The following is a 21,229-nucleotide window of genomic DNA, read 5'->3' on the forward strand; positions in this document are numbered from 1 at the left end:
CATCAGCACCAGGCAAACCACCATCAGCGCCTTGATCGGAATGACCGAGGGGTTCCACATGGAAAATCGCCGCTCATCGGTGGCAATGGCGTATTGCAGACTGCTGATTGCGCCTGCCAGCATCACGCCGAGATAGAAGATCAGGCACCAGACCGTCACCAGATCCAGCTTTGCCCGGCCACGCTCTGACAGTGAGGCATAGAGCAGGTCCATCCGCACATGTTCGTCATTCTTCAGCGTGAAGGGACCGCCAAGGAAGTAATAGGCGGCCAGCGTGAACTGGGTCAGTTCGATCGCCCAGTGGACCGGGATGTTCAGCACGTTGCGGGTGACTGCATCCAGCAGCAGCGTCGCCCCCATGACGAAGATCAACGAGGCCGCCAGCCATCCGGCCCAGTCGCTGAGCCGGTCCACGATGCGCACATATCGGCGGATGATCTCTGGCATCCTTCCTCCTTTCCCCGCTAGACCCAGACCTTGATGCCGCGCGCGGCGAATTGCGCGCGGTCCTGGGCGCCGATGCCGGCATCGGTGATGACAAGGCCGATCTCTTCGGGGCGGCAGACCGAGAAGGCGGCGCGGCGGCCCAGCTTGCTGCTGTCGGCGAGGATGATCAGGTTGCGGGCATTGGCCATCATCGCGCGGGCCACCTGCGCCTCGTCATGGCTGGCATCCATGGCGCCGATCTCGGGCGAGATCGCGGCCACGGTCAGCACGCAGTGATCGGCCTGAAACTCGCCCGTCTGCCGCAGCACCGCAGGGCCGACGGTCTGGGCATTGCCTGCGACATAGCGGCCGCCAAGCAGATAGACCGCCGCATCCGAACCGGCCTGCGCCAGCGCCTCGGCAAGCTGGCAGGAATTGGTGATGATGGTCAGCCCGGCCAGGGTCGCGATGGCCGGGGCCGCCGCCAGCGTGGTCGAGCCGGTGTCGATGAACAACGTATCCCCCGGCTGGATCGCATCGACCAGCCGGCGCCCGATCTGCGCCTTCTCGCTGCTGGCAAGGGCGGCGCGAACCGGCATGCTGGGTTCGCTCAGCAGGCGGGTGCTGCGGGCGCCGCCATGGACCTTGAGGATCCGTCCGCTTTCGGCCAGGCGCGACAGGTCGCGGCGGATGGTCTCGGTCGAGACCGCGAAACGCCCGGCCAGAAGCTCGACGCTGACGGAGCCTTCTTCCCAGATGATTCCCTCGATCTGCAATCGTCTCTCGCGCGGTTTCATCGCAATGCCCGATCCCCATCCGGGAAATCGAACTCCGGCAACATCGCCCGTGTCAACAAAATTCCATCTCAAATCACGGATTATGAGGTCAGTATCCACATTCAGGGCAATTCTCTTGCCCATTCGGGCATCTTGACGGTAGGCTGATACATCAGGCAAAGGCGACTTTGATGACACGAACCGGGTTCGATGTGGCGGTAATCGGGGCGGGCGTGGTTGGCTGCGCCATCGCGCGGCGGTTCGCCGTCGACGGCGCGCGGGTGCTGATTGTCGAGCGTGCGCATGACGTGCTGGACGGGGCCTCCAAGGGCAACAGCGCCATCCTTCACACCGGCTTCGATGCGCCCGGGGACAGTCTGGAACTGGCCTGCATCCGGCAGGGATATGCCGAATATCTGGACATCCACGCGCGGATGAACCTGCCGCTGGACCGCTGCGGGGCGCTGGTCCTGGCCTGGAATGACGAACAGCAGGCGGCGCTGCCCGGGCTGATGGCGCAGGCGGCGGCGAACGGGGTCAATGATGTCGAGCCTCTGGACCGGGACGCGCTGCTGGACATCGAACCGCAGCTTGCCCCGGGTGTTCTTGCCGGCTTCAGGGTGCCGGGCGAAGCGTTGATCGACCCCTGGTCCACCGCCCATGCCTATCTCTGTCAGGCGATCCTTCACGGGGCCGAGCTGCGCTGCCGGGCGGAACTGCTGACGGCCGAGCGGCTGGCGGATCACTGGCGGCTGCATACGGCGGCGGGCTCGTTCGAGGCGGCGCTGGTGATCAACGCCGCCGGTTTGTGGGGCGATCATGTCGAGCACGTGCTGACCGGCGAAAGCTGGTTCTCGATCCGGCCGCGCAAGGGGCAGTTCATACTCTATGACAAGCCGGCCGCCGCGCTGGCCCGCCATATCCTGCTGCCGGTGCCGACCGGGGTGACCAAGGGTGTCGTTCTGTGCCGCACCGTCTTCGGCAACCTGCTGGTCGGTCCCACCGCCGAGGACCAGCAGGAGCGGGACGATGCCGCGCTGGATCCGACGGTGCTGCGGGCGCTGCGCGAGACGGGCGAATCGATCCTGCCGGCCCTTGCCGGGCAGGAGGTGACGGCCGCCTATGCCGGGCTGCGTCCCGCGACCGAGGAAAAGGGCTATCGCATCCGCGCCGATCCGGACCGGGGGCTGGTCACGGTAGGCGGCATCCGTTCGACCGGCTTGTCGGCGGCCCTGGGCATCGCCCGGCATGTCGCGGGGCTTGCCGGGTCCGCGCCGGCCGAGCCGGCGCACTGGCCGCAGATGCCGATGCTGGCGCAGGCGGGCGGGCGCGACTGGCAGGCGGCCGGGAATGGCGGGATCGTCTGCCATTGCGAACTGGTGACCCGGCGCGAGATCGAGGCGGCGTTGACCGGGCCGGCGCCGGCTCATTCGCTGGCCGGGCTGAAGCGCCGGACGCGGGTGACGATGGGGCGCTGTCAGGGCTTTTATTGTCTGGCCGAACTTGCGCGCCTGACCGAGGGCCGTTTCACCCAGCCGATGCTGGCGGGGGGCGCGGATCATGCAGGTTGATGTCGCGATCATCGGGGCAGGGCCGACGGGGCTGGCCGCCGCCGCGCAACTGGGGATGATGGGCGTCAAGCGGGTCGTCGTCATCGAGCGCGAGCGCGAGCCGGGCGGCATCCCGCGCCATTGCGGACATTCGCCCTTCGGGATGCGTGAATTCCACCGGATACTGGGCGGCCCCGCCTATGCCCGGCGGTTGGCCGCGCGGGCCGAGCGGGCCGGGGCGCTGATCCTGTGCGATACCACGGTCACGGCCCTGCATCCCGGCCCCGAACTGGATCTGACCGGCCCCGAGGGGCCGGTGCGTCTGACGGCGCGGGCGGTGCTGCTGGCGATGGGCACCCGCGAATCCAGCCGGGTGCAGCGGATGATCGGCGGGCAGAAGCCGGGCGGCATCCTGACCACCGGCGCGCTGCAGGGCATGGTTCACCTGAACCGCCAGACCCCCTTTCGCCGGCCGGTCATTCTGGGCAGCGAACTGATCGCCTTCTCGGCCCTGCTGACCTGCCGGCAGGCGAGCATCGCTCCGGTTGCCATGGTCGAGCCGGGCGCGCGGGTGATCGCCCGGGCGGGGGCCGGGTGGCTGCCGCGCCTGCTGGGGGTGCCGCTGCTGCGCGAGACGCGGATCGCGACGATCCTTGGCCGGGAGCGGGTCGAGGGGGTGGTCCTCGATGGTGCCGGAGGCGCGCGCGAGATCGCGGCTGACGGGGTGCTGCTGACCGGGGCCTTCCGCTCCGAGGCGGGGCTGCCGGCGGCGGCCGGGATGGTGCTGGACCCGCGCACCACCGGGCCGGTGATCGACGGTTTCGGGCGTCTGGCCGAGCCCGGCTATTTCGCCGCCGGAAACCTTCTGCGCCCGGTCGAGACCGCCGGTTTCTGCTGGGCCTCGGGGCGACGGGTCGCCGATGCCATCGCCGTCCATCTGACCGGCGGCCTGCCCTGCCCGCATCTCGGCCGGGCATTGCGGATCGACTCGGATGCGATCCGCTATGCCCTGCCGCAGATCCTCTTTCCCGCCGGCCCGGGCTTTCACGAGTTGATCCAGTTGCGCGTCACCCGCCCGGTCAGCGGCGAATTGCGGCTGAGCCAGGGCGGTGACATCATCGCCCGCCGATCCCTCCGCGCCCTGCCCGAGCGGCGCATCACCCTGCGGGTTCCGCAAAGGCTGGGCGAGGGGCCGCTGGGGCTTGAGTTCGAGGAACGCGCATGAGGGTTCTTGCCGTCGATCAGGGCACCGGTTCGACCCGGGCGCTCATGCGCGGGCCGGACGGTGCATTGCGATTGCTGAAACAGTTGACCCATCGCCAGATCCTGCCCCGGCCCGGCCATGTCGAGCAGGATGCCGAGGAACTGCTTGGCCATGTCGCCGCCTGCGCGGGCGCGGCCGGGGCCGATCTGGTGGCGCTGGCCAATCAGGGCGAAAGCTGCCTGGCCTGGGACGCGCGCGATGGCCGGCCGCTTGGTCCGGTGATCGTCTGGCAGGATGACCGCACGGCCGATCTGACCCGCGCGCTTGCGGCCGAGGGCGTGGCGGCCGAGGTCATGGCCCGCTCGGGCCTGCCGCTGGACCCTTACTTTTCGGCCAGCAAGCTGGGCTGGATGATCCGGCATATCCCCGGCGCCGCCGATCTGGTGCGGCAAGGGCGGCTGCGCCTGGGCACGACCGACGCCTTCTTCCGCGACCGGCTGACGGGACGGTTCGAGACCGACATCGCCACCGCCTCGCGCACCTCGCTGATGAACCTTGGCAGCGGGCAATGGGATGCCGAGCTTTGCGCGATCTTCGGCGTTCCGGTCGGGGCGCTGCCGGCGATCACGCCGACGGCGGGTGATCTGGGGCAATTGCCCGGCGGGGCGCGGCTGGCGGCCAGTATCGTCGATCAGCAGGCGGCGCTTTACGGGCATGGCTGCCGCGCGCCGGGCGATGCCAAGGTGACCTTCGGCACCGGGGCTTTCGTGCAATGCCTGACCGGCGGGCTGATCCGCCCCGAACAGCCCGGACCGCTGCCGACCGTGGCCTGGCAATTTCCCGGCCAGCCCGTCAGTCATGCGCTGGACGGCGCGGTCTATACCGCCGCCGCGGCGGTGAACTGGGCGCGGGGTCTGGGCCTGTTCGACGGTTTCTCCCGCATCAGCCATTTCGACGGCCCTGCCGCCATCGACCGGGGGCTGGTCTTCCTGCCGGCGCTGGCCGGGCTGGCCTGCCCGCATTGGGACCGCCGGACGCGCGGGGCATGGGTCGGCCTGTCATTGGAGACCGGGCCGCTGGACATGATGCAGGCGCTGGTCGAGGGCGTGGCGCTGCGCGTGGCCGAGACGCTGCAGTCGATCTCGGCGCTGCAGCCCGTCGCCGCGCTGTCCGTCGATGGCGGCATGGCGCGGAACGACTATCTTCTGGACTTCCTCGCCGGGCTGGTTCCGCAGCCGGTTTTCCGCGCAGCCGAGGTCGAAACCACCGCGCTGGGGCTGATCCAGATGGCGCTGGCATCGGCCGGAGAGAGCGGGGCCGGTATGGCCAGGCGTCCGGCGCCGCTGCCACGGTGTGCTGCGGCGGCGGCATCCGCGCCGGCGCGTCTGGCGCGATTCGCGATGGTCCGTGAGGGGGTCGCCGAACTGGCCGGGCGGTTGCAGGCCGCCCCATCCTGACATGGCCGCCGCGCGGCGGCGCGTCGGGGCGGGATACGAAAACCGCTTTCCATTCCCGCCTGCCGGGCGCAGATTGTGGGCGTCGGATCTGCACCATGACGGGCAAGCGGGCGATCGGATATGGTTGAAAGGATTTGCGGATGACGGGGCCGGCATCATGAAGGTCGAACGGCACGAGGGCCGGATCGTCGTCGACGCCGCCGGGCTTGCACCGCTGCTCGATCTGTCGCCGGAGGAGTTCCAGCGACAGATGCGCGAGGGTCGGATCGCCACCATGTCCGAGGACGGCGAGGGCGAGGATGAGGGGCGGTTCCGCGTCACCTTCCGCAGCGAGGCCTGGCGGCTGCGGCTGACCTGCGACCGCGACGGCACGGTGCTGAGCAGGGTGCGCACCGGGCTGACCCCGTCCGCGTCCGCAGATGGCGAAGACGGGGCCGGAGGATCGACGGGCTGACGGTTCCGGCTCCGGTTTCGGTGCCGCAACGTCAACGGGATATGGGCGGATCGGAAGTCCCGCTGGCCAGTGGGAAATGGTCGAGCCGGGCGGTCGGCGATTTATCCATTGAATTCTCCCCGTTCAAGCCACTATGTTAAATCCATGCATGATGTGACGCGCAGCAATTCGTCGCAGCATGCCAACAGTTTCGCAGCGCGACACTCTGGTCCGTCCCGGAAAGGGCGGCATGTGTTTCGCGGAAAACCCTCGCCTGATGCGCGGCCTGTCCGTGCGGGGCGGAATTCGTACGCTTCCCTTGCCCGTCGGGGCGGGGCGGCCAAAACAGGTAACGAACGCGATGGAACGCGCTTTGGACAGGACGCAGATGGCAAGGCAGGCGGCAGCGCCGGTCATGTCATCCGACCCGCCCGGCGCGCCCGCGTCCCCATCATATCGCAGCCACACGCCCTCTGGTCCCCCTGGTGCCGGGGGCTTGCGCCTGCGCGAAAGACATCACAATGGCAAAGAAGATGCTGATCGACGCGACCCATGCCGAGGAAACTCGGGTTGTGGTCAGCGACGGAACCAAGGTCGAAGAATTTGATTTCGAGACCGTAAACAAGCGGCAACTGGCCGGAAACATCTATCTGGCGAAGGTCACGCGGGTCGAGCCCTCGTTGCAGGCGGCCTTTGTCGACTACGGCGGCAACCGCCACGGTTTTCTGGCCTTCGCCGAGATTCACCCGGATTACTATCAGATCCCGGCGGCCGACCGTCAGGCGCTGATGGCCGAGGAACGCGCCTATGCCGAGGCCCAGGCCGCCGAGGAAACCGCCAAGGCCGGCAAGGCCAAGTCGCGCCGCCGTGGCAAGAGCCGCGCCGAGGCGACCCGCCCGGCGGACGAAAGCGTCAGTTCCGAACAGATCGCCGGCATGGACGTGATCGACGTCGAAGCGGCCGACACGCTGCTGGAAGGCGAGGCGGCGACCGATTCCGGTGACGACGCGGCCGAGGTCAGCGCGGCAGTCGAACTGGACCGGGCCGAGGGCGACGAGATCCACGGCGATCATCCCGAAGAGGGGGACGAGGCCCGGCCCGCCAGCGCCAGCGACAAGGACAGCGAGATCGAATCGGTCGCCGATGAGGACATGACCGAGGAAATCCGCGCGCCCCGCAAGCCGCGCCAGCGCCGCTACAAGATCCAGGAGGTCATCAAGGTCCGGCAGATCATGCTGGTCCAGGTGGTCAAGGAGGAACGCGGCAACAAGGGCGCGGCGCTGACCACCTATCTCAGCCTTGCCGGACGCTATTGCGTGCTGATGCCCAATACCGCGCGCGGTGGTGGCATCTCGCGCAAGATCACCGTTGCCGCCGACCGCAAGAAGCTGAAGGAAATCGCCGCCGAACTGTCGGTGCCGCAGGGCGCCGGGCTGATCATCCGCACCGCCGGCAGCCAGCGCACCAAGACCGAGATCCGCCGCGACTATGAATATCTGATGCGGCTGTGGGAACAGATCCGCGAGTTGACCTTCCGCTCTATCGCCCCGGCGCCGGTCTATGAAGAAGGCGATCTGATCAAGCGCACGATCCGTGACCTTTATTCGAAGGATATCGACGAGGTGCTGGTCGAGGGCGAGCGTGGCTATCGCACGGCCAAGGACTTCATGAAGATGATCATGCCGTCCCACGCCAAGAACGTAAAACACTATACCGATCCGATGCCGCTTTTCGCGCGCTATCAGGTCGAAAGCTATCTTGGCGGCATGTTCAACCCGGTCGTCCAGTTGAAATCCGGTGGCTATATCGTCATCGGCGTGACCGAGGCGCTGGTCGCCATCGACGTGAACTCGGGGCGGGCGACCAAGGAAGGCTCGATCGAGGACACGGCGCTGAAAACCAACCTCGAAGCGGCTGACGAGGTTGCGCGGCAGTTGCGCCTGCGCGACCTGGCCGGGCTGATCGTCATCGACTTCATCGACATGGAAGAGCGTAAGAACAACGCCGCCGTCGAGAAGCGCCTGAAAGAACGGCTGAACTCTGACCGCGCCCGCATTCAGGTCGGCCGCATCTCGGGCTTTGGCCTGATGGAGATGAGCCGCCAGCGCCTGCGCCCCGGCATGTTGGAATCGACGACCCAGCCCTGCCCGCATTGCCACGGCACCGGCCTGATCCGCAGTGATGACAGCCTTGCCCTGACCGTCCTGCGCGCCATCGAGGAAGAGGGTACGCGCAAGCGCAGCCGCGAGGTGCTGGTCAAGGCACCGGTCGCGGTGGTCAATTTCCTGATCAACGCCAAGCGTGAACATATTGCCGGGATCGAGGCGCGCTATGGCCTGTCGGTCCGGCTGGAGGCGGAACCGGCGCTGATATCGCCCGATTTCATCATCGAAAAATTCAAGACCGCGACCCGCGCCGTCCCCGAGGTCTCGCATGCTGCCCTGTCGGTGGATGCCGATCTGATGGCGCAGATCGATGATGAGGACGACACCGCCGACGCGCCAGACGAGGCCGATGACAACGAAGATCAGGCCGATGACAACCGCGCCGATGCGGATGACGCGGGCGAGAACGGGCGTTCGCGCCGCCGCCGTCGCCGCCGCCGCCGCAAGAACGGCGATCGTGGTGACGAGAACGGGGATGGCAACGGCCAGGACGAGGCACAGGCCGATCAAGGCGATTCGGACGCCGAAGATGTATCGTCGGACCCCGAGGCGGGGGAAAAGCAGCCCCCCGCGCGCAAACCCCGCGCCCGCCGCCGTCGCGCCGCTTCTCCGGACGAGGCGCATTCCATGGCACTGCCCGAGGTGGTCGATCTGCGCGACGCGCAGGGCGACGCGCGAGCCGATGGTTTGCCGGGTGTGAATCCGGAACGCCGCGACGATGCGGCTTCGGCCAATGATGATGTGGCCCCGGTCGTTGATGCCGCTGCCGAGACCGCCATTGAGACGACCGCTGAGACCATCGCCGAAGCGGCCGGGCAGCAGGCGGAAATCATCGCCGAACCGGTGATCGAAGCGGAACCCGTGGCTCCGCAAGAGGCAGAGATGACCGAAGCTGTGGCCGTCGAACCCGAACTGGCGGCGGCCGCTGAACCCGCCGAAGATGAACCCGAGCCGGATGCCGCCGAAGAGGACGATCCCGACCGCCCGAAGCGGCGGGGCTGGTGGTCCGTAGGCCGCTGAACGGATGAGCGGGCGCGACCGGAAGGCCGCGCCCGCTGCGTTTCGGAAAGGGAGGTTCAGGCGTCAACCGGGCCGCGATAAACCTTGGCGATGACCCGATTGCCGGATTTCCGCAGCATGCCGGGCGCAAAACGCGAGATTTTGACGGCAGCGCGGGCCAGACGGGTCGGGATAATCTCGTATTTCTCGGTCTCAAGCCCCTTCATCACGTCGCGCACGATTGTCTCGACCGAGGCTTTCGGAATGGTCAGCACATGAGCGCGGTTTTCCGGCGTACGGGTTTGGTCAAGCGTATCGACCAGCGGGGAATCGAATTCGCCCGGACAGACAAGCTGAACCTTGATTCCCATCGGCTCCAGCTCGTAGCGCAGGCAAGAGGTCAGGCCGACCAAAGCGTGTTTGGAACTGCAATAGGCGCTGTAACCAAAGGCCCCTACATGGCCGGCGACCGATGCGATGTTGATCAACCGGCCTCTGGACTGGCGCAGATGGGGCAGGGCGGCGCGGGTGGTGTTGATCACGCCGAAATAGTTGATCTCCATCACCTCGCGGAAATCGCCGGGTGCAAGCTTTTCGAAATATCCTTCGCGCAGGATACCGGCGTTGTTGATCAGCGCGTCGATCCTGCCCTGCGCGGCGGCGGCGGCGTCCATCGCCTCGGCGGCGGCGGTTTCGTTCGTGACGTCGATCGGGAGGATGTCGATGACAGCGCGGGGTTGGCGCGTCAGGATTTCGGCGCGCGCGCTTTCCAGTTTCGAGGCCGAGCGGGCCATCAGCGTCAGTTGCGCGCCCTGATCGGCAAGGGCGTGGGCCAGCGCCAGTCCAAGGCCGGAATTTCCGCCGGTCACGACGACATGTTTGTTGTGAAAGCTGTTCTTGGTCATGGGAATATCTTTCGGTGCATGAGAATGGGGTGCGGGGCGGGGTGCCCGCGAATGACTGAACCTGGGACGGGTCAGGGAAAACAGGGCCGGGACGGGGCGCAGGGGGTGGCCCCGTCCGGACAGATCAGGCGGCCACGGTCAGCTTGGCCGCGGCGGGCTTTTCGCGTTTCTCGGCTGCGGGTTGCCGCTGAGCAAAGCGTTCGGCCATCGCAGTGATGGTCAGGCTGGGGTTCACCCCGATATTGGCCGGGATGCTTGAGCCATCGACGACGAACAGGCCGGGCGCGCCATGCACCTCGTGATTGACGTCGATCACCGAATCCGTGGCCGACGCGCCCATCGGGCAACCGCTGAGGATATGCGCGGTCGTGGTCGTGCCGCCAAGCGATTCGGACAGCATGTTCATCGGCTCTCCTCCTGAAACCTCGGCGAATTTGCGCGCGGTTTCGTTGGCGACGGGCAGGTAGCTGGGCAGCTTGCCGGAACCGGCCAGTTCCGCCGATCCCAGGGTGGGCCGGAAGGGCGAGAACCAGCGTTTGCGGTAACGCAGGGTCACAGCGTTATCCAGATCCTGCATGACGGTAAACAGGGTGATCCGATCTTCCCAATTGCGGGCAGTCAGGTTGCGGAACATCAGGCCGGGGCGGGTGATGATCTTTCCCAGCGTCTTGAGGGCACGCCGCAGCGGCCTTTCGTCATCGACCAGCGGACCCATATAGGATTTCATGAAGCGATAGCCGCGGTCAAAGCGGTTCTGCGTGATATGTGTGTGCTTGTCCGGATAGAAATCGCTGGAAATCGCGGTGCCATCAGTCATCTTTTCGCCTTTTGGGTGCAGAACGACGGTCATGGCCTCGGAATTGGTGCGAACCACCGCGCCAAGCGTGTCCGAGATGCCGGGCAGCGTGCGATAACGGTCGCGGTTGCGGAACAGCAGTTCGACGGTGCCGATCACGCCGGCCGAGACGATGACCTTGCCAGCGGTGATCGACTTCAGGCGGCGACCGGTGATCGGGCTGACAAAGGTGACGCGATAACCGCCGCCGGGCAGAGGCTCGATTCGGTCGGCCTTGCGGTCGGGCAGGATCTGTGCGCCCTTGCGCTCGGCCAGGTAAAGATAGTTCTGATACAGCGCGTTCTTGGCACCGGTGGGGCAGCCGGTCAGGCAACCGCCGCAGAAATTGCAGCCGGTGCGCCGGGGGCCTTCGCCGCCGAAATAGGGGTCATCGACGGTCTTGTCCGGCTCGCCGAAGAATACGGCGTTCTGGACCGGGCCGAACGTATCCTCGGCCCCCATGCGGCGGGCGGTTTGGCGCAGGAATTCGTCCTGCTGCGTCATCTTCGGGTTGATGCCCACGCCCAGCATGCGGCGGGCGGTTTTCAGATGCGGTGCCAGTTCGGCCTTCAGGTCCAGCCCAAGGCGCTTGACCTGCGGGTCGTCATAAAATTCGTCCTTCGGCGGCAGCATCACCGCGCCCCAGACAAGGCTGCCACCGCCGACGCCGACGCCGCCAACCACGTTCACATGCCTGAACATGTGTTGCGCGAAATAGCCGCGCATGCCAAGTACGGGCATCCAGATCAGTTTGAACAGGTTCTTCTTGGCAGCCTTGATGTCGTCATTGCTGACGCGCCGCCCCTGTTCGGCCACCGCGACGCGCCAGCCCTTTTCCGAAAGCCGCAGCGCCGAGGTGGCCCCGCCGAATCCGCTGCCGATGATCAGATAGTCATATTCATGGGTTGCTTGTGAATTGGTCATGATAATCTCCCTGCCGACAACCGGGCTGTCGGCCTCTTTTCGATGTTCAGCGTTTGATGAGGAATTTCGCGGCAGTGGTGGCCAGGCCGCCCCAGGGCGGGCCCATCTTTTCAAAGCCGTTGATAAAGCCGATCTTGTGGACCGAGCGGGCATGGCTGAGGCGGCGGAAACCGTCGATGCCGTGATAGGCACCCATGCCGCTGGGGCCGACGCCGCCAAAGGGCAGCGTGTCCTGTCCGACATGCAGGATCGTGCCGTTGATCGTGACGCCGCCAGAAATCGCGCCATCAAGGATCCGGCTTTCGGTCGCCTTGTCATTGGTGAACAGATACATGGCCAGCGGGCGGTCGCGGTCGCGGATATAGGCCAGCGCGTCGTCCAGCGTGTCATAGGGCTTGACCAGCAGCACCGGGCCAAAGATTTCCTGCGTCATCAGAACGCCATCCGCCGGGGCGCCAATCACCACGGTGGGCGCGATCTTGCCGGTACGGGCGACATCATGGTCGTTATGGGTCAGCACGGTCGCGCCGGCAGCGCGGGCCTCTTCGATTGCGTCCACCAGACGCTGACGGTGCCGGTCGGAAATCATCGAGGTATAGTCAGGGTTGTCGGCGATGGTGGGGAAGGATTTGTTCGCCTGTGCGATCACCGCTTCGGCAAATTCCTGAACCCTGGCGCGCGGCACCAGCGCATAGTCGGGCGCGACGCAGATCTGGCCCGAGTTCGAATATTTCCCGAAGGCGACACTTTGCGCCGCTTTGGCAAGATCATAGTCCTCGGCAACGATCACGGGCGATTTGCCGCCCAGTTCCAGCGTCACGGGCGTCAGGTTTTTGGACGCGGCCTCCATCACCTTGCGGCCCACGGCGGTAGAGCCGGTAAAGACGAGATGATCGAAAGGCAGCGTGCCAAAGGTCTGCGCGACCTCGACACCGCCGGTCACGACGGTCAGTTCGGCCTCGTCGAAATGCTTGGCGACCAGCGTTTTCAGCAGTTCCGAAAAGCGCGGGGTAAATTCCGAAGGCTTGATCATGGCGCGGTTGCCGGCGGCCAACGCATCGACCAGCGGCGTCAGCGCCGTCTGCATCGGAAAGTTCCACGGCGCGATAATGCCGATAACGCCCAGGGGTTCATGCCGGATGCGGGCGGTGGCGGGTTTGAAGGCCATATCCACGGGCCGACGGGTGTCGCGCATCCAGGCCTTCAGATGCTTGCGGGTGTGGCGCAGCGAATTGAGGACGGTGACGATCTCGAACAGGCGGGTTTCATGTTCGGAACGATTGCCGAAATCGGCGCGGATCGCGTCAACGATCGCGGCGTCATTTTCCGTGATCATCTTGCGCAGACGGTCCAGACGGTCGATGCGCTGCTGATAACTGGCGGTGGGTTCATCCCGCGAGGCGCGATACTGAAGCTGGAACAACCGGTGCAGGTCGTCCTCGGTTGTTTCCGGGATCTGGGTTATTGCAGATACGTTCATGGCGAACTCCTCTCGTGATATGATCTTCTTTGTATGAAGAAGAAATTAGGTGAAAACGGCGTTGGCTTCTTACCGTAGAAACACAGTTTTTTACCGTGACACGACAAGCCTGGTGACACGCAGGCGGTCACGATCATTCCGGCGGGCCGCAGTCAGCCCAGCAGGGTATCAAAGGCGAACAGCGCACCGCCAATCACCGCACCAAGCAACGCGCCGTTGATGCGGATGAATTGCAGATCGGGGCCGATCTCGCCTTCGAAACGGGCATTCAGTTCTTCGGGTTCCCATCCGGCGATGACATCGCTGACATAGGCCGAAATCCGGGGCCGCAACTCGCCGATGACCCGGCTGCCGAGCTGTGCGAAACGGGCGTCGAAACCGGCGCGCGCCTGCCGGGAGGACAGCAATCTTGCCGCAACACCCTGAACCAGATCGGCTAGAATTTCGGCGGTTGCGTCAGGATCGGCGGACAGGCTTGCGCGGATCCGCGACTGGATCTGCTGTCCCAGTATCGTCAGCGCCTGATCGAATGCGCCCGTGCGGATCATGTGCTGACGCGCCTCGGCCACGGCCACAGTCAGCGCGCCCTGCCGTGTCAGCCCGTCGACCATGCCGTCGAACGCATCCTCGAACGAGCTGCGCAGCGGCGAGCCGGGTTCCTGCAATTCGCGCAGGATCGACAGGATGCCGCGCACGACCAGCCCCGCCACCTCGCGATCCACGGTCGAGGCAATCCACCAGCGGCTGCGTTCGCTGACCAGCCCCACGGCGCCGTCGCGGCGCTGTTCGACGGTTTGTTCCAGCAATTGCAAGGCATTATCCAGAATGCCGCCGCGAATGCCCGCCTTGACCAGCTCTGCCATCCGCGCTGCGATGGCCTCGTCCGCGCCGAAATGCATCGCCTCGCGCCGCAACCAGCGCCGCCCATGGACCAGCGCGCGTTTCGGCGGGTGCGCCTTCAGCAGCGCGGGCAGAATGGTGGCCAGTTCTGCGGCGATCAGCCTTGCGTGGTCGCGGCTGGCGATCCATTCGACCAGCAAGCCCGAGGGACGCAGCGCCAGCAGGCGGTCGTGCAATTGCTGTGGCTCAAGGAAATGCGTCTCGAAAAAACGCCCGACATTGCGCGCCGCCCGCGCCTGATTGCGCGGAAGCAGTGCGGTATGTGGAATGGGCAGGCCAAGCGGGTGGCGAAACAGCGCCGTCACCGCAAACCAGTCGGCCAGCCCGCCGACCATGCCTGCCTCGGCCATCGCCCGGATCAGCAGAACCCATCCAGGAGGTTGGCCCGCCAGATAGCTGGCGAAAAAGATCGCCGCCAGCAGGACCAGCACCCCGGTCGCCAGCCGACGGTTGCGGGTCAGCGCATCCACCGGCGCCGTCAGGGGCATGTGGTCCAGTTTTGTCATGCGGCGGCGTCTTTCCGGGCGTCCCGCAGGAACTGTTCGATCAGCGCCGAAGTTCCCTGAGGATCGGTCAGGATGAACAGATGGCCGCAATCCATGACCTCAAGCCGGGCATCGGGCAGGCGCGATACCAGAATCCGGCCGTTGATCAGCGGAACGATGGGATCGTCATCGCCCATCAGCACCAGAACCGGCACCTTGATCTGCGGCAGCCACAGCCAGCTTGTCCAGCCCATCCCGGCCAGAAGCTGATACAGATAGCCGCGCTGCGAATTGGGCTTCATCACCGCCGCGTGGGCGTTAAGGATGTCGGTATTCGTGCGCAGCCGCCCGCCATAGATATGTGGCGCGATGGTCAGCATATAGTCGGGCGTCACATAGCGTTTCGGCGTGGCCAGCTTGATCAGCACCCGCGGATCACCCGGCACCATGACCAGACCCGCCGAGGTTGCAGCCAGCGTCAGGCTGCGCGTGCGACCGGGGAAATCATGGGCGAATTGCTGTGCAAGCGCGCCGCCCCATGATACGCCGAACACATCGACCTGACCGATCCCCAGCGCATCCATCAGCCGGATCGCCATCCTGGTCAGCCATGTCATGCGATAGGGCAGGGCAGGGGCGGGCGAGCCTCCGACGCCGGGGACGTCAAAGGTCAGGATCCGGGTGTCGCGAAAATGCTGCGCGAAGGGAATGGCGGTATCGAGGCTGGCCCCGATACCGTTAAAGACCAGCAGCGTGTTCGAGGCGCTTTCGGGGCCGATCAGCGCATAGCGCAGCCTTTGCCCCATGAAGGTGATCGTTTGCGCCTCGACGACTTGGCTGGCGGTTTCATGCAGTTGCGTGGACATAATTCCCAGGTGCCTCGCTGATCGGTTTATGTTTTTTGGAGCCGGGTTCGCTGACCGCAGAAACCTTGCCCGTGGAATGCGCTGCCATCCAGTCCATCCAGACCGGCCACCAGCTTCCCTGATGCTGCTCTGCGCCGGCAAGGAAGCTGTCGGGCGAATCGTGCTTGCCCGCATTCGTCTTGAAGCGCGCCTTCGTATTGGTCGGCGGGTTGATCAGCGACTGGATATGGCCCGACTGGCTGAGAATGTACTCTGACTTGCCGCCCAAAAGCTTGCGCGTCAGATAGCAGCCGTCCCAAGGGGTGATGTGATCGGTTTCGCCGCCCACAAGGAAGGCGTCGCAGGTCACGTCCTTCAGCGACAGGGGATAGCCGTCCACGACCAGATTCCCCTCGCCCACGCCACCTTCCTCAAGCAGGGTCAGCAGATCGGAATGCAGCGCGGCGGGCAGGTTCGTGGTGTCGGCGTTCCAGTAAAGGATGTCAAAGGCCGAAGGTTCCTTGCCCAGCAGATAGTTGTTGACCCAATAGGCCCAGATCAGATCGTTGGGGCGCAGCCATGCAAATGCGCGTTCCAGATCCTTGCCACCCAGCACGCCCTTGGACCGCGAGAACATCTTGGCCAGTTCCAGCGTTTCGATATTGGCGAACAACCCCATCGAGCTGTCCTTGCCGCCCTCGACGTCCAGAATCGCGACCAGCAGCGACAGGCTTGCCGCGCGCTTGTCGCCTCGCGCGCCCCACAGCGCCAGCAACAGCGCGGCGGTGATCCCGCCCGAGCATGCGCCGACGACGTTCAGTTTGGGGCTGTCCGCGATCTCGCAGGCGACGGCGCTGGCGCGGTCCAGTGCCTTGATGTAACTGGCCAGCCCCCAGTCCGACTGTTCCGCCGTCGGATTGCGCCAACTGACGATAAAGACCTGATGCCCGGCATCCAGCATGTATTCGACCAAAGACCGGCCGGGTGCCAGATCCCAGACATAGAACTTGTTGATCTGGGGCGGAACGATGAAAATCGGGGTCTTGTGAACCTCGGGGGTGCGGGGCGCGTACTGAATCAGCTCCAGATGATCCTCGGCATAGATGACATTACCCTCCGAGACGGCAAGGTTCCCGCCCACCGCGAATTTCGACTTGTCCACCATCGAGGGCAGGCCGCCATTGCTGACCATGTCACCGAACAATTGTTTCGCACCGGCGACCAGATTCTTGCCGCCCTGTTCCAGCGTGGTTTTCATCGCGGTCGGATTGCCCGCAAGGAAATTCGTCGGTGCCATCGCATCGACCACCAGATTGGTCAGCAGGCGCGCGCGCATCTTGTCACGCTCGGGGGCGTCGATCCCGTCAGTCCAGTCGGTCATGGTGCGCGACCAGGACAGATAGGACTGCATCAGTGCCCGATAGGCGGGGTTCGAGCTCCAGACCGGATCGCCGAAACGCTTGTCGCCCTTTTCGGGCTGCATGTCGGTGCCGCCCATCAGGCCGCCCAGAATCGCCTGCGCGGCGGTGACAGAGTGCGACAGCGTCCGGGCGGGTTGCATGGCGGCGGACAGATAGACGCTGCCCAGCGACTGCGCCAGTTCGGCAGCCGTCTCGATACGCCCGACGGCATCTTTCGTGGCATTGCGAACCGCCTGTGTGGCGGTCTGCTTTTCATTCGCCGGGGCGGCAGTCGCCGACTGGTCCGCAGTCCTGATATGTTTGGAAGACATGTCGTTTTCCTCCTCAGGCCTGGTTGCGCAATTCGCGCCGCAGGATTTTACCCACGTTCGATTTTGGCAGGGCGTCAAGGAACACGATCTGTTTCGGCACCTTGTAACCGGCCAGTTCCTTGCGGCAATGCGCGATCACGTCCTTGTCGGTGACGTCCGATCCTGCGATGCGGACGGCATAGACACGCACGGCCTCGCCGGTCTTTTCATCCGGCACGCCGATGCAGGCGCATTCGGCGATTCCCTCGCAGGCGGTTACGGTCGCCTCGACTTCGTTCGGATAGACGTTGAAGCCGGACACAAGAACCATGTCCTTCTTGCGATCAACGATCTTCAGGAATCCGCCCTCGATGAACATGCCGATATCGCCGGTGCGAAAATAGCCATCAGGGGTAAAGGCGGCCAGATTGGCCTGATCGTTGTTCCAGTAACCGCGCATCACCTGCGGACCCGAGGCGCAGATCTCGCCTGCCTGACCCTCGCCGACATCGTTTCCGTCCTCGTCCAGCAGCCTGATGTCGGTAGACGACACGGGCAAGCCGCAGCTTTCGGTGAAATGCGTCACCGACATCGGGTTCAGACACAGCACCGGCGAGGTCTCGGACAGGCCATAGCCTTCCTTGATGTGATGGCCGGTCAGCGATTTCCACTTTTCCGACGTCGCCTTGATCACCGCAGCGCCGCCACCGATGGCGACCTTGAAATTCGACAGGTCGATGTTTTTAAAGCCGGGATGCATCATCAGTCCCTGGAACATCGTGTTCACGCCGGGAATGACGCTGAATTTCGCATCCTTGATCGCGCCGACAAAGCCGTCCATGTCGCGCGGGTTCGGGATCAGGATCTGTCGCGCACCCGAGGAAACGTAGGTGATCATCACCATCAGCCCAAAGATGTGATACAGCGGCAGCGCCAGCACCACGACCTCTTTGCCGATGTCATGAGCTTCGGGCATGAACTCCCGGAATTGCAGGCAGTTCGCGACGATATTGCGATGGGTCAGAACCGCGCCTTTCGACAGGCCGGTCGTGCCTCCGGTATATTGGAAAAAGACAATATCCTCGCCCGTCAGTTCGACCGGGGTAAAGGGCAGATCCGCACCCTGCGTCAGAACATCGGCAAGGCGGGTGGCATCTGTGATGCGCGGATCGATGGCGGGCGAGGGAAGGTCGAGGCCGCTGCCATCGCCCAGATCAATGGTGACGATGTTGCGGATCGGTGTTTCATGCAGCACCTCGGCCAGAACCGGGGTCGAACCGCCAAAGATCATCACGGTCTCGGCGCCTGCATCCTGCAACTGATGGGCCAGTTCGCGCGGGGTATACAGCGGGTTGACGTTCACCTGCGCGGCACCAGCGCGCATGATTCCCAGCATGGCGATGGGGAAGGCAAAGCTGTTGGGGCACATCAGCGCGATGCGATCACCGCGCCGGACGCCCGAATTTTGCAACCATGCCGCAACGGCGCGCGAGGCGCGGTCGATTTCGGCAAAGCTCAGGGTCTTGCCAAAGCATTCGAAGGCGGGTTTGTCGGCGAACCGGGCGACGGCATTGTCAAAAACCGCGACGATCGAGGGATAGGCGTCCGCGTCGATTTCCAGCGGCACACCGGCGGTATAGGTCTTGAACCAGGGTTTTGTCATGTCACTCCTCCAAATGTCAGGATTGAAATTGCTTCCGCGTCGGCCAGGGGGGGGCATGGCCGACGCGAGGGGACAGGGCTTACGCCGCCCGCTTCAGCAGGGCGGTCAGCGGTGCGATCATTTCTTCCGATTTCACGCGGGCCTGATCGACCAGTTCCTTGGCATGCGTCGCCGACATCTCGACCCGCTGCTGGGCATAGGCGGCTTGCAGTTCGGCGACCTCGCGCAGGCATTTCGCCTGCATGGTGGCGCGCAGATGGCCGCCAGCTTCGGTCAGCGCTTCGCGGCCGAACATGCCCAGTGTCTTGCCCAGGGCCATCACGCCCGAGACATAGGCCTTGCCGCTTTCGGTCAGCGCACCGCCAAGGCCGGTCGCGACTTCGCGGACATCGTTGATACGTTCGGTGACGGTGCCAGCGATTTTGTTTCCGGCAGTTTTTTCGGTTTTCGTCGTCATTTCGTTAACTCCACTTCCTTTTGTGTGAAGCCAATCTCTCATGTCGTCGAAAGGTTTTCTTGCCATCAGGCGATCCGATTTTATCTTTTCCCGTCATGACTGCGCCGCGGCGGTAAACACGGGCCTTGGCGTCAGCAGATGACGCCCGACTTTTGATCAGGCGGGGCGGCAATACCCGTGGCCCCGAAGGCTGACCCGTGGCGCAACGCCAACGGCGGCACGATGTGCCTTGATCCGGGGCTGGGTCTGCCGTGTATAGCTGACGGAAGCCAATTTGATCATCAAATTGGCGCAGCATCAGCGTAAAATCAAATAGTTATAGCCTGATAACATAATCAAAAGAAAGTCGTCAGGCTATATCCGGCCTTCAGGAACGGTCATTCGTCCGATTCGCCGATCCCGGATATGGGTGTGCCTGCCGATCGTCAGGGAATGCCTGCCTGATGTCGCGCGACGTTAAATCGGCAAGGATTGCCGGATCATCCTGTGCTTTGGTCCGTGTTTTTTGCGATATCAGGCATCAACAAAAGCTGCGATACCCTCAGGATGCAACCCTGCCCCACAAGTCGTATTCGCCCGCCTCGTCCACGGTGACGGTGACAATATCGCCGGGGGTCAGCGTCTCGAATCCCTGATCAATGAACAGGTTGCCGTCGATTTCCGGCGCGTCGGCCATGGTGCGGCAGGTCGCGCCCTGATCGTCCACCTCGTCCACGATCACCTCAAGCCGCTGGCCAACCTTTGTCGCCAGCTTTGCCTCGGAAATCGCCTGCGCCTTTTGCATGAAGCGGTCGAACCGGTCCTGTTTGACCTCGGGCGCGACATGACCGGGCAGGGCGTTGGCCCGCGCGCCACGCACGTTTTCATACTGAAAGCAACCGACGCGATCCAGTTGCGCCTCGTCCAGCCAGTCCAGCAGGGTCTGAAACTCGGCCTCGGTTTCGCCCGGATAGCCGACGATAAAGGTCGAACGCAGGGTGATGTCGGGGCAGACAGCCCGCCACGCGGCGATTTCGTCAAGCGTTTTCGCCGAAGCGGCAGGCCGGGCCATGCGTTTCAGCGTGTCGGGGTGGGCGTGCTGGAACGGAATGTCCAGATAGGGCAGCACCACCCCCTCGGCCATCAGCGGGATCAAGTCGCGCACATGCGGATAGGGATAGACATAGTGCAGCCGCACCCAGGCCCCCAAACCGCCCAGATCGCGGGCAAGGTCCACGATATGCGTGCGGTGGCCGCGTTCCGTGTCGTGCTTGCGGTCCACCCCATAGGCCGAAGTGTCCTGCGAAATCACCAGCAATTCGCGCACCCCGGCCTGCACCAGCCGCTCGGCCTCGCGGATGACGGCATGGGCGGGGCGGCTGACCAGACGGCCGCGCATATCGGGGATAATGCAGAATTTGCATTTGTGGTTACAGCCTTCCGAGATTTTCAGATAGCTGTAATGGCGCGGAGTCAGGCTGACTTCGCTGGCGGGCAGCAGGTCGATGAACGGATCGGGTGCGGGCGGCACGGCACCATGCACCGCATCCAGCACCTGTTCGTATTGATGCGGGCCGGTGACTGCCAGAACCTTTGGATGCGCGCCGGTGATATAATCCGGCTCGGCCCCCAGACAGCCGGTCACGATGACCCTGCCGTTTTCCCGCAGCGCCTCGCCAATGGCATCAAGGCTTTCGGCCTTGGCGCTGTCCAGAAACCCGCAGGTATTCACGATCACTGCATCCGCCCCCGCATAATCGGGGCTGATCGCATAGCCCTCGGCACGCAACCGCGTCAGGATGCGTTCGCTATCGACCAGCGCCTTGGGACAGCCACGGCTGACCATGCCGATGGTCGGCTGGCCGTCGCGGCGTTCCTCCGGGATGCGGTCGCGGGCAAGGTCGGGGCGCAGAGCGGGTGGGTTCGTGTACATCCGCCGCAGATAGTCGATTCGCTGCCGCAGGAAAAGCGGGCCCCCGCAAAAAATCGGGGCCGCCGCCCTGATCAGTCATCCGCCGCGCGCGTCCCCGACAGA

At 64.6% G+C, this 21,229-nt stretch carries 16 protein-coding genes; 5 read left to right on the forward strand and 11 right to left on the reverse strand.

What is annotated here, in order from left to right:
- A partial coding sequence (locus tag ACK5L9_RS01240; RefSeq protein ID WP_416909626.1) for a TRAP transporter small permease subunit occupies window positions 1–447 on the reverse strand: 447 nt, incomplete at its 3' end.
- 17 nt (window positions 448–464) lie between these two features.
- Window positions 465–1,223 (reverse strand): DeoR/GlpR family DNA-binding transcription regulator, encoded by a 759-nt coding sequence (locus ACK5L9_RS01245; RefSeq protein WP_416909627.1) that lies wholly within the window; start codon window positions 1,221–1,223, stop codon window positions 465–467.
- Between the two features lie 170 nt (window positions 1,224–1,393).
- Between ACK5L9_RS01245 and ACK5L9_RS01250 the strand changes: the two genes are divergently transcribed.
- The 5 genes from ACK5L9_RS01250 (at window position 1,394) to ACK5L9_RS01270 (ending at window position 9,031) form a co-directional block, all read left to right on the forward strand.
- Window positions 1,394–2,773, forward strand: a complete 1,380-nt coding sequence (locus ACK5L9_RS01250) for an NAD(P)/FAD-dependent oxidoreductase (protein WP_416909628.1) — start codon at window positions 1,394–1,396, stop codon at window positions 2,771–2,773.
- The gene (locus ACK5L9_RS01255) at window positions 2,763–3,977 is read left to right on the forward strand and encodes an NAD(P)/FAD-dependent oxidoreductase (RefSeq protein WP_416909629.1); all 1,215 of its coding nucleotides are present in this window, start codon (window positions 2,763–2,765) and stop codon (window positions 3,975–3,977) included. Before ACK5L9_RS01250 ends, ACK5L9_RS01255 begins: the two co-directional genes overlap by 11 nt.
- Complete coding sequence (locus ACK5L9_RS01260; RefSeq protein WP_416909630.1) at window positions 3,974–5,413, forward strand: FGGY family carbohydrate kinase; 1,440 nt, start codon at window positions 3,974–3,976, stop codon at window positions 5,411–5,413. The genes ACK5L9_RS01255 and ACK5L9_RS01260 overlap by 4 nt, the downstream gene beginning before the upstream one ends.
- A 124-nt stretch (window positions 5,414–5,537) precedes the next feature.
- On the forward strand, window positions 5,538–5,867 hold the full coding sequence (locus ACK5L9_RS01265) for a DUF6522 family protein (RefSeq protein WP_416909631.1): 330 nt from the start codon (window positions 5,538–5,540) through the stop codon (window positions 5,865–5,867).
- A 500-nt stretch (window positions 5,868–6,367) separates the two neighbouring features.
- A complete protein-coding gene (locus ACK5L9_RS01270; protein WP_416909632.1) occupies window positions 6,368–9,031 on the forward strand; it encodes an Rne/Rng family ribonuclease in 2,664 nt (887 codons plus the stop codon).
- 56 nt (window positions 9,032–9,087) lie between these two features.
- On the opposite strand, the gene ACK5L9_RS01275 is transcribed toward ACK5L9_RS01270, so the two are convergent.
- The 9 genes from ACK5L9_RS01275 to rimO all read right to left on the reverse strand — a co-directional run bounded on the left by ACK5L9_RS01275 (window position 9,088) and on the right by rimO (window position 21,127).
- Window positions 9,088–9,915 carry an SDR family NAD(P)-dependent oxidoreductase gene (locus ACK5L9_RS01275; protein ID WP_416909633.1) on the reverse strand — a complete coding sequence of 276 codons (828 nt, stop codon included), beginning with the start codon at window positions 9,913–9,915 and terminating at the stop codon, window positions 9,088–9,090.
- Window positions 9,916–10,039: 124 nt separating this feature from the next.
- Entirely contained in the window at window positions 10,040–11,674 is a 1,635-nt protein-coding gene (locus ACK5L9_RS01280) for a GMC oxidoreductase (protein ID WP_416909634.1), read from the reverse strand.
- A gap of 46 nt (window positions 11,675–11,720) precedes the next feature.
- On the reverse strand, window positions 11,721–13,154 hold the full coding sequence (locus ACK5L9_RS01285) for a coniferyl aldehyde dehydrogenase (protein WP_416909635.1): 1,434 nt from the start codon (window positions 13,152–13,154) through the stop codon (window positions 11,721–11,723).
- A gap of 152 nt (window positions 13,155–13,306) precedes the next feature.
- On the reverse strand, window positions 13,307–14,560 hold the full coding sequence (locus ACK5L9_RS01290; protein WP_416909636.1) for a DUF445 domain-containing protein: 1,254 nt from the start codon (window positions 14,558–14,560) through the stop codon (window positions 13,307–13,309).
- Window positions 14,557–15,405, reverse strand: a complete 849-nt coding sequence (phaZ, locus tag ACK5L9_RS01295) for a poly(3-hydroxyalkanoate) depolymerase (RefSeq protein ID WP_416909637.1) — start codon at window positions 15,403–15,405, stop codon at window positions 14,557–14,559. Before phaZ ends, ACK5L9_RS01290 begins: the two co-directional genes overlap by 4 nt.
- Window positions 15,386–17,116 (reverse strand): alpha/beta fold hydrolase, encoded by a 1,731-nt coding sequence (locus ACK5L9_RS01300; RefSeq protein WP_416909638.1) that lies wholly within the window; start codon window positions 17,114–17,116, stop codon window positions 15,386–15,388. The genes phaZ and ACK5L9_RS01300 overlap by 20 nt, the downstream gene beginning before the upstream one ends.
- A gap of 13 nt (window positions 17,117–17,129) precedes the next feature.
- Entirely contained in the window at window positions 17,130–18,758 is a 1,629-nt protein-coding gene (locus tag ACK5L9_RS01305; RefSeq protein ID WP_416909639.1) for an AMP-binding protein, read from the reverse strand.
- Window positions 18,759–18,837: 79 nt separating this feature from the next.
- Window positions 18,838–19,215 carry a phasin family protein gene (locus ACK5L9_RS01310; protein WP_416909640.1) on the reverse strand — a complete coding sequence of 126 codons (378 nt, stop codon included), beginning with the start codon at window positions 19,213–19,215 and terminating at the stop codon, window positions 18,838–18,840.
- 541 nt (window positions 19,216–19,756) lie between these two features.
- The gene (gene rimO / locus ACK5L9_RS01315) at window positions 19,757–21,127 is read right to left on the reverse strand and encodes a 30S ribosomal protein S12 methylthiotransferase RimO (RefSeq protein WP_416909641.1); all 1,371 of its coding nucleotides are present in this window, start codon (window positions 21,125–21,127) and stop codon (window positions 19,757–19,759) included.
- Window positions 21,128–21,229: the final 102 nt, after the last annotated feature.

Origin of the sequence: Paracoccus sp. (in: a-proteobacteria), assembly GCF_047973135.1 — a bacterium.
Classification (GTDB): domain Bacteria; phylum Pseudomonadota; class Alphaproteobacteria; order Rhodobacterales; family Rhodobacteraceae; genus Paracoccus.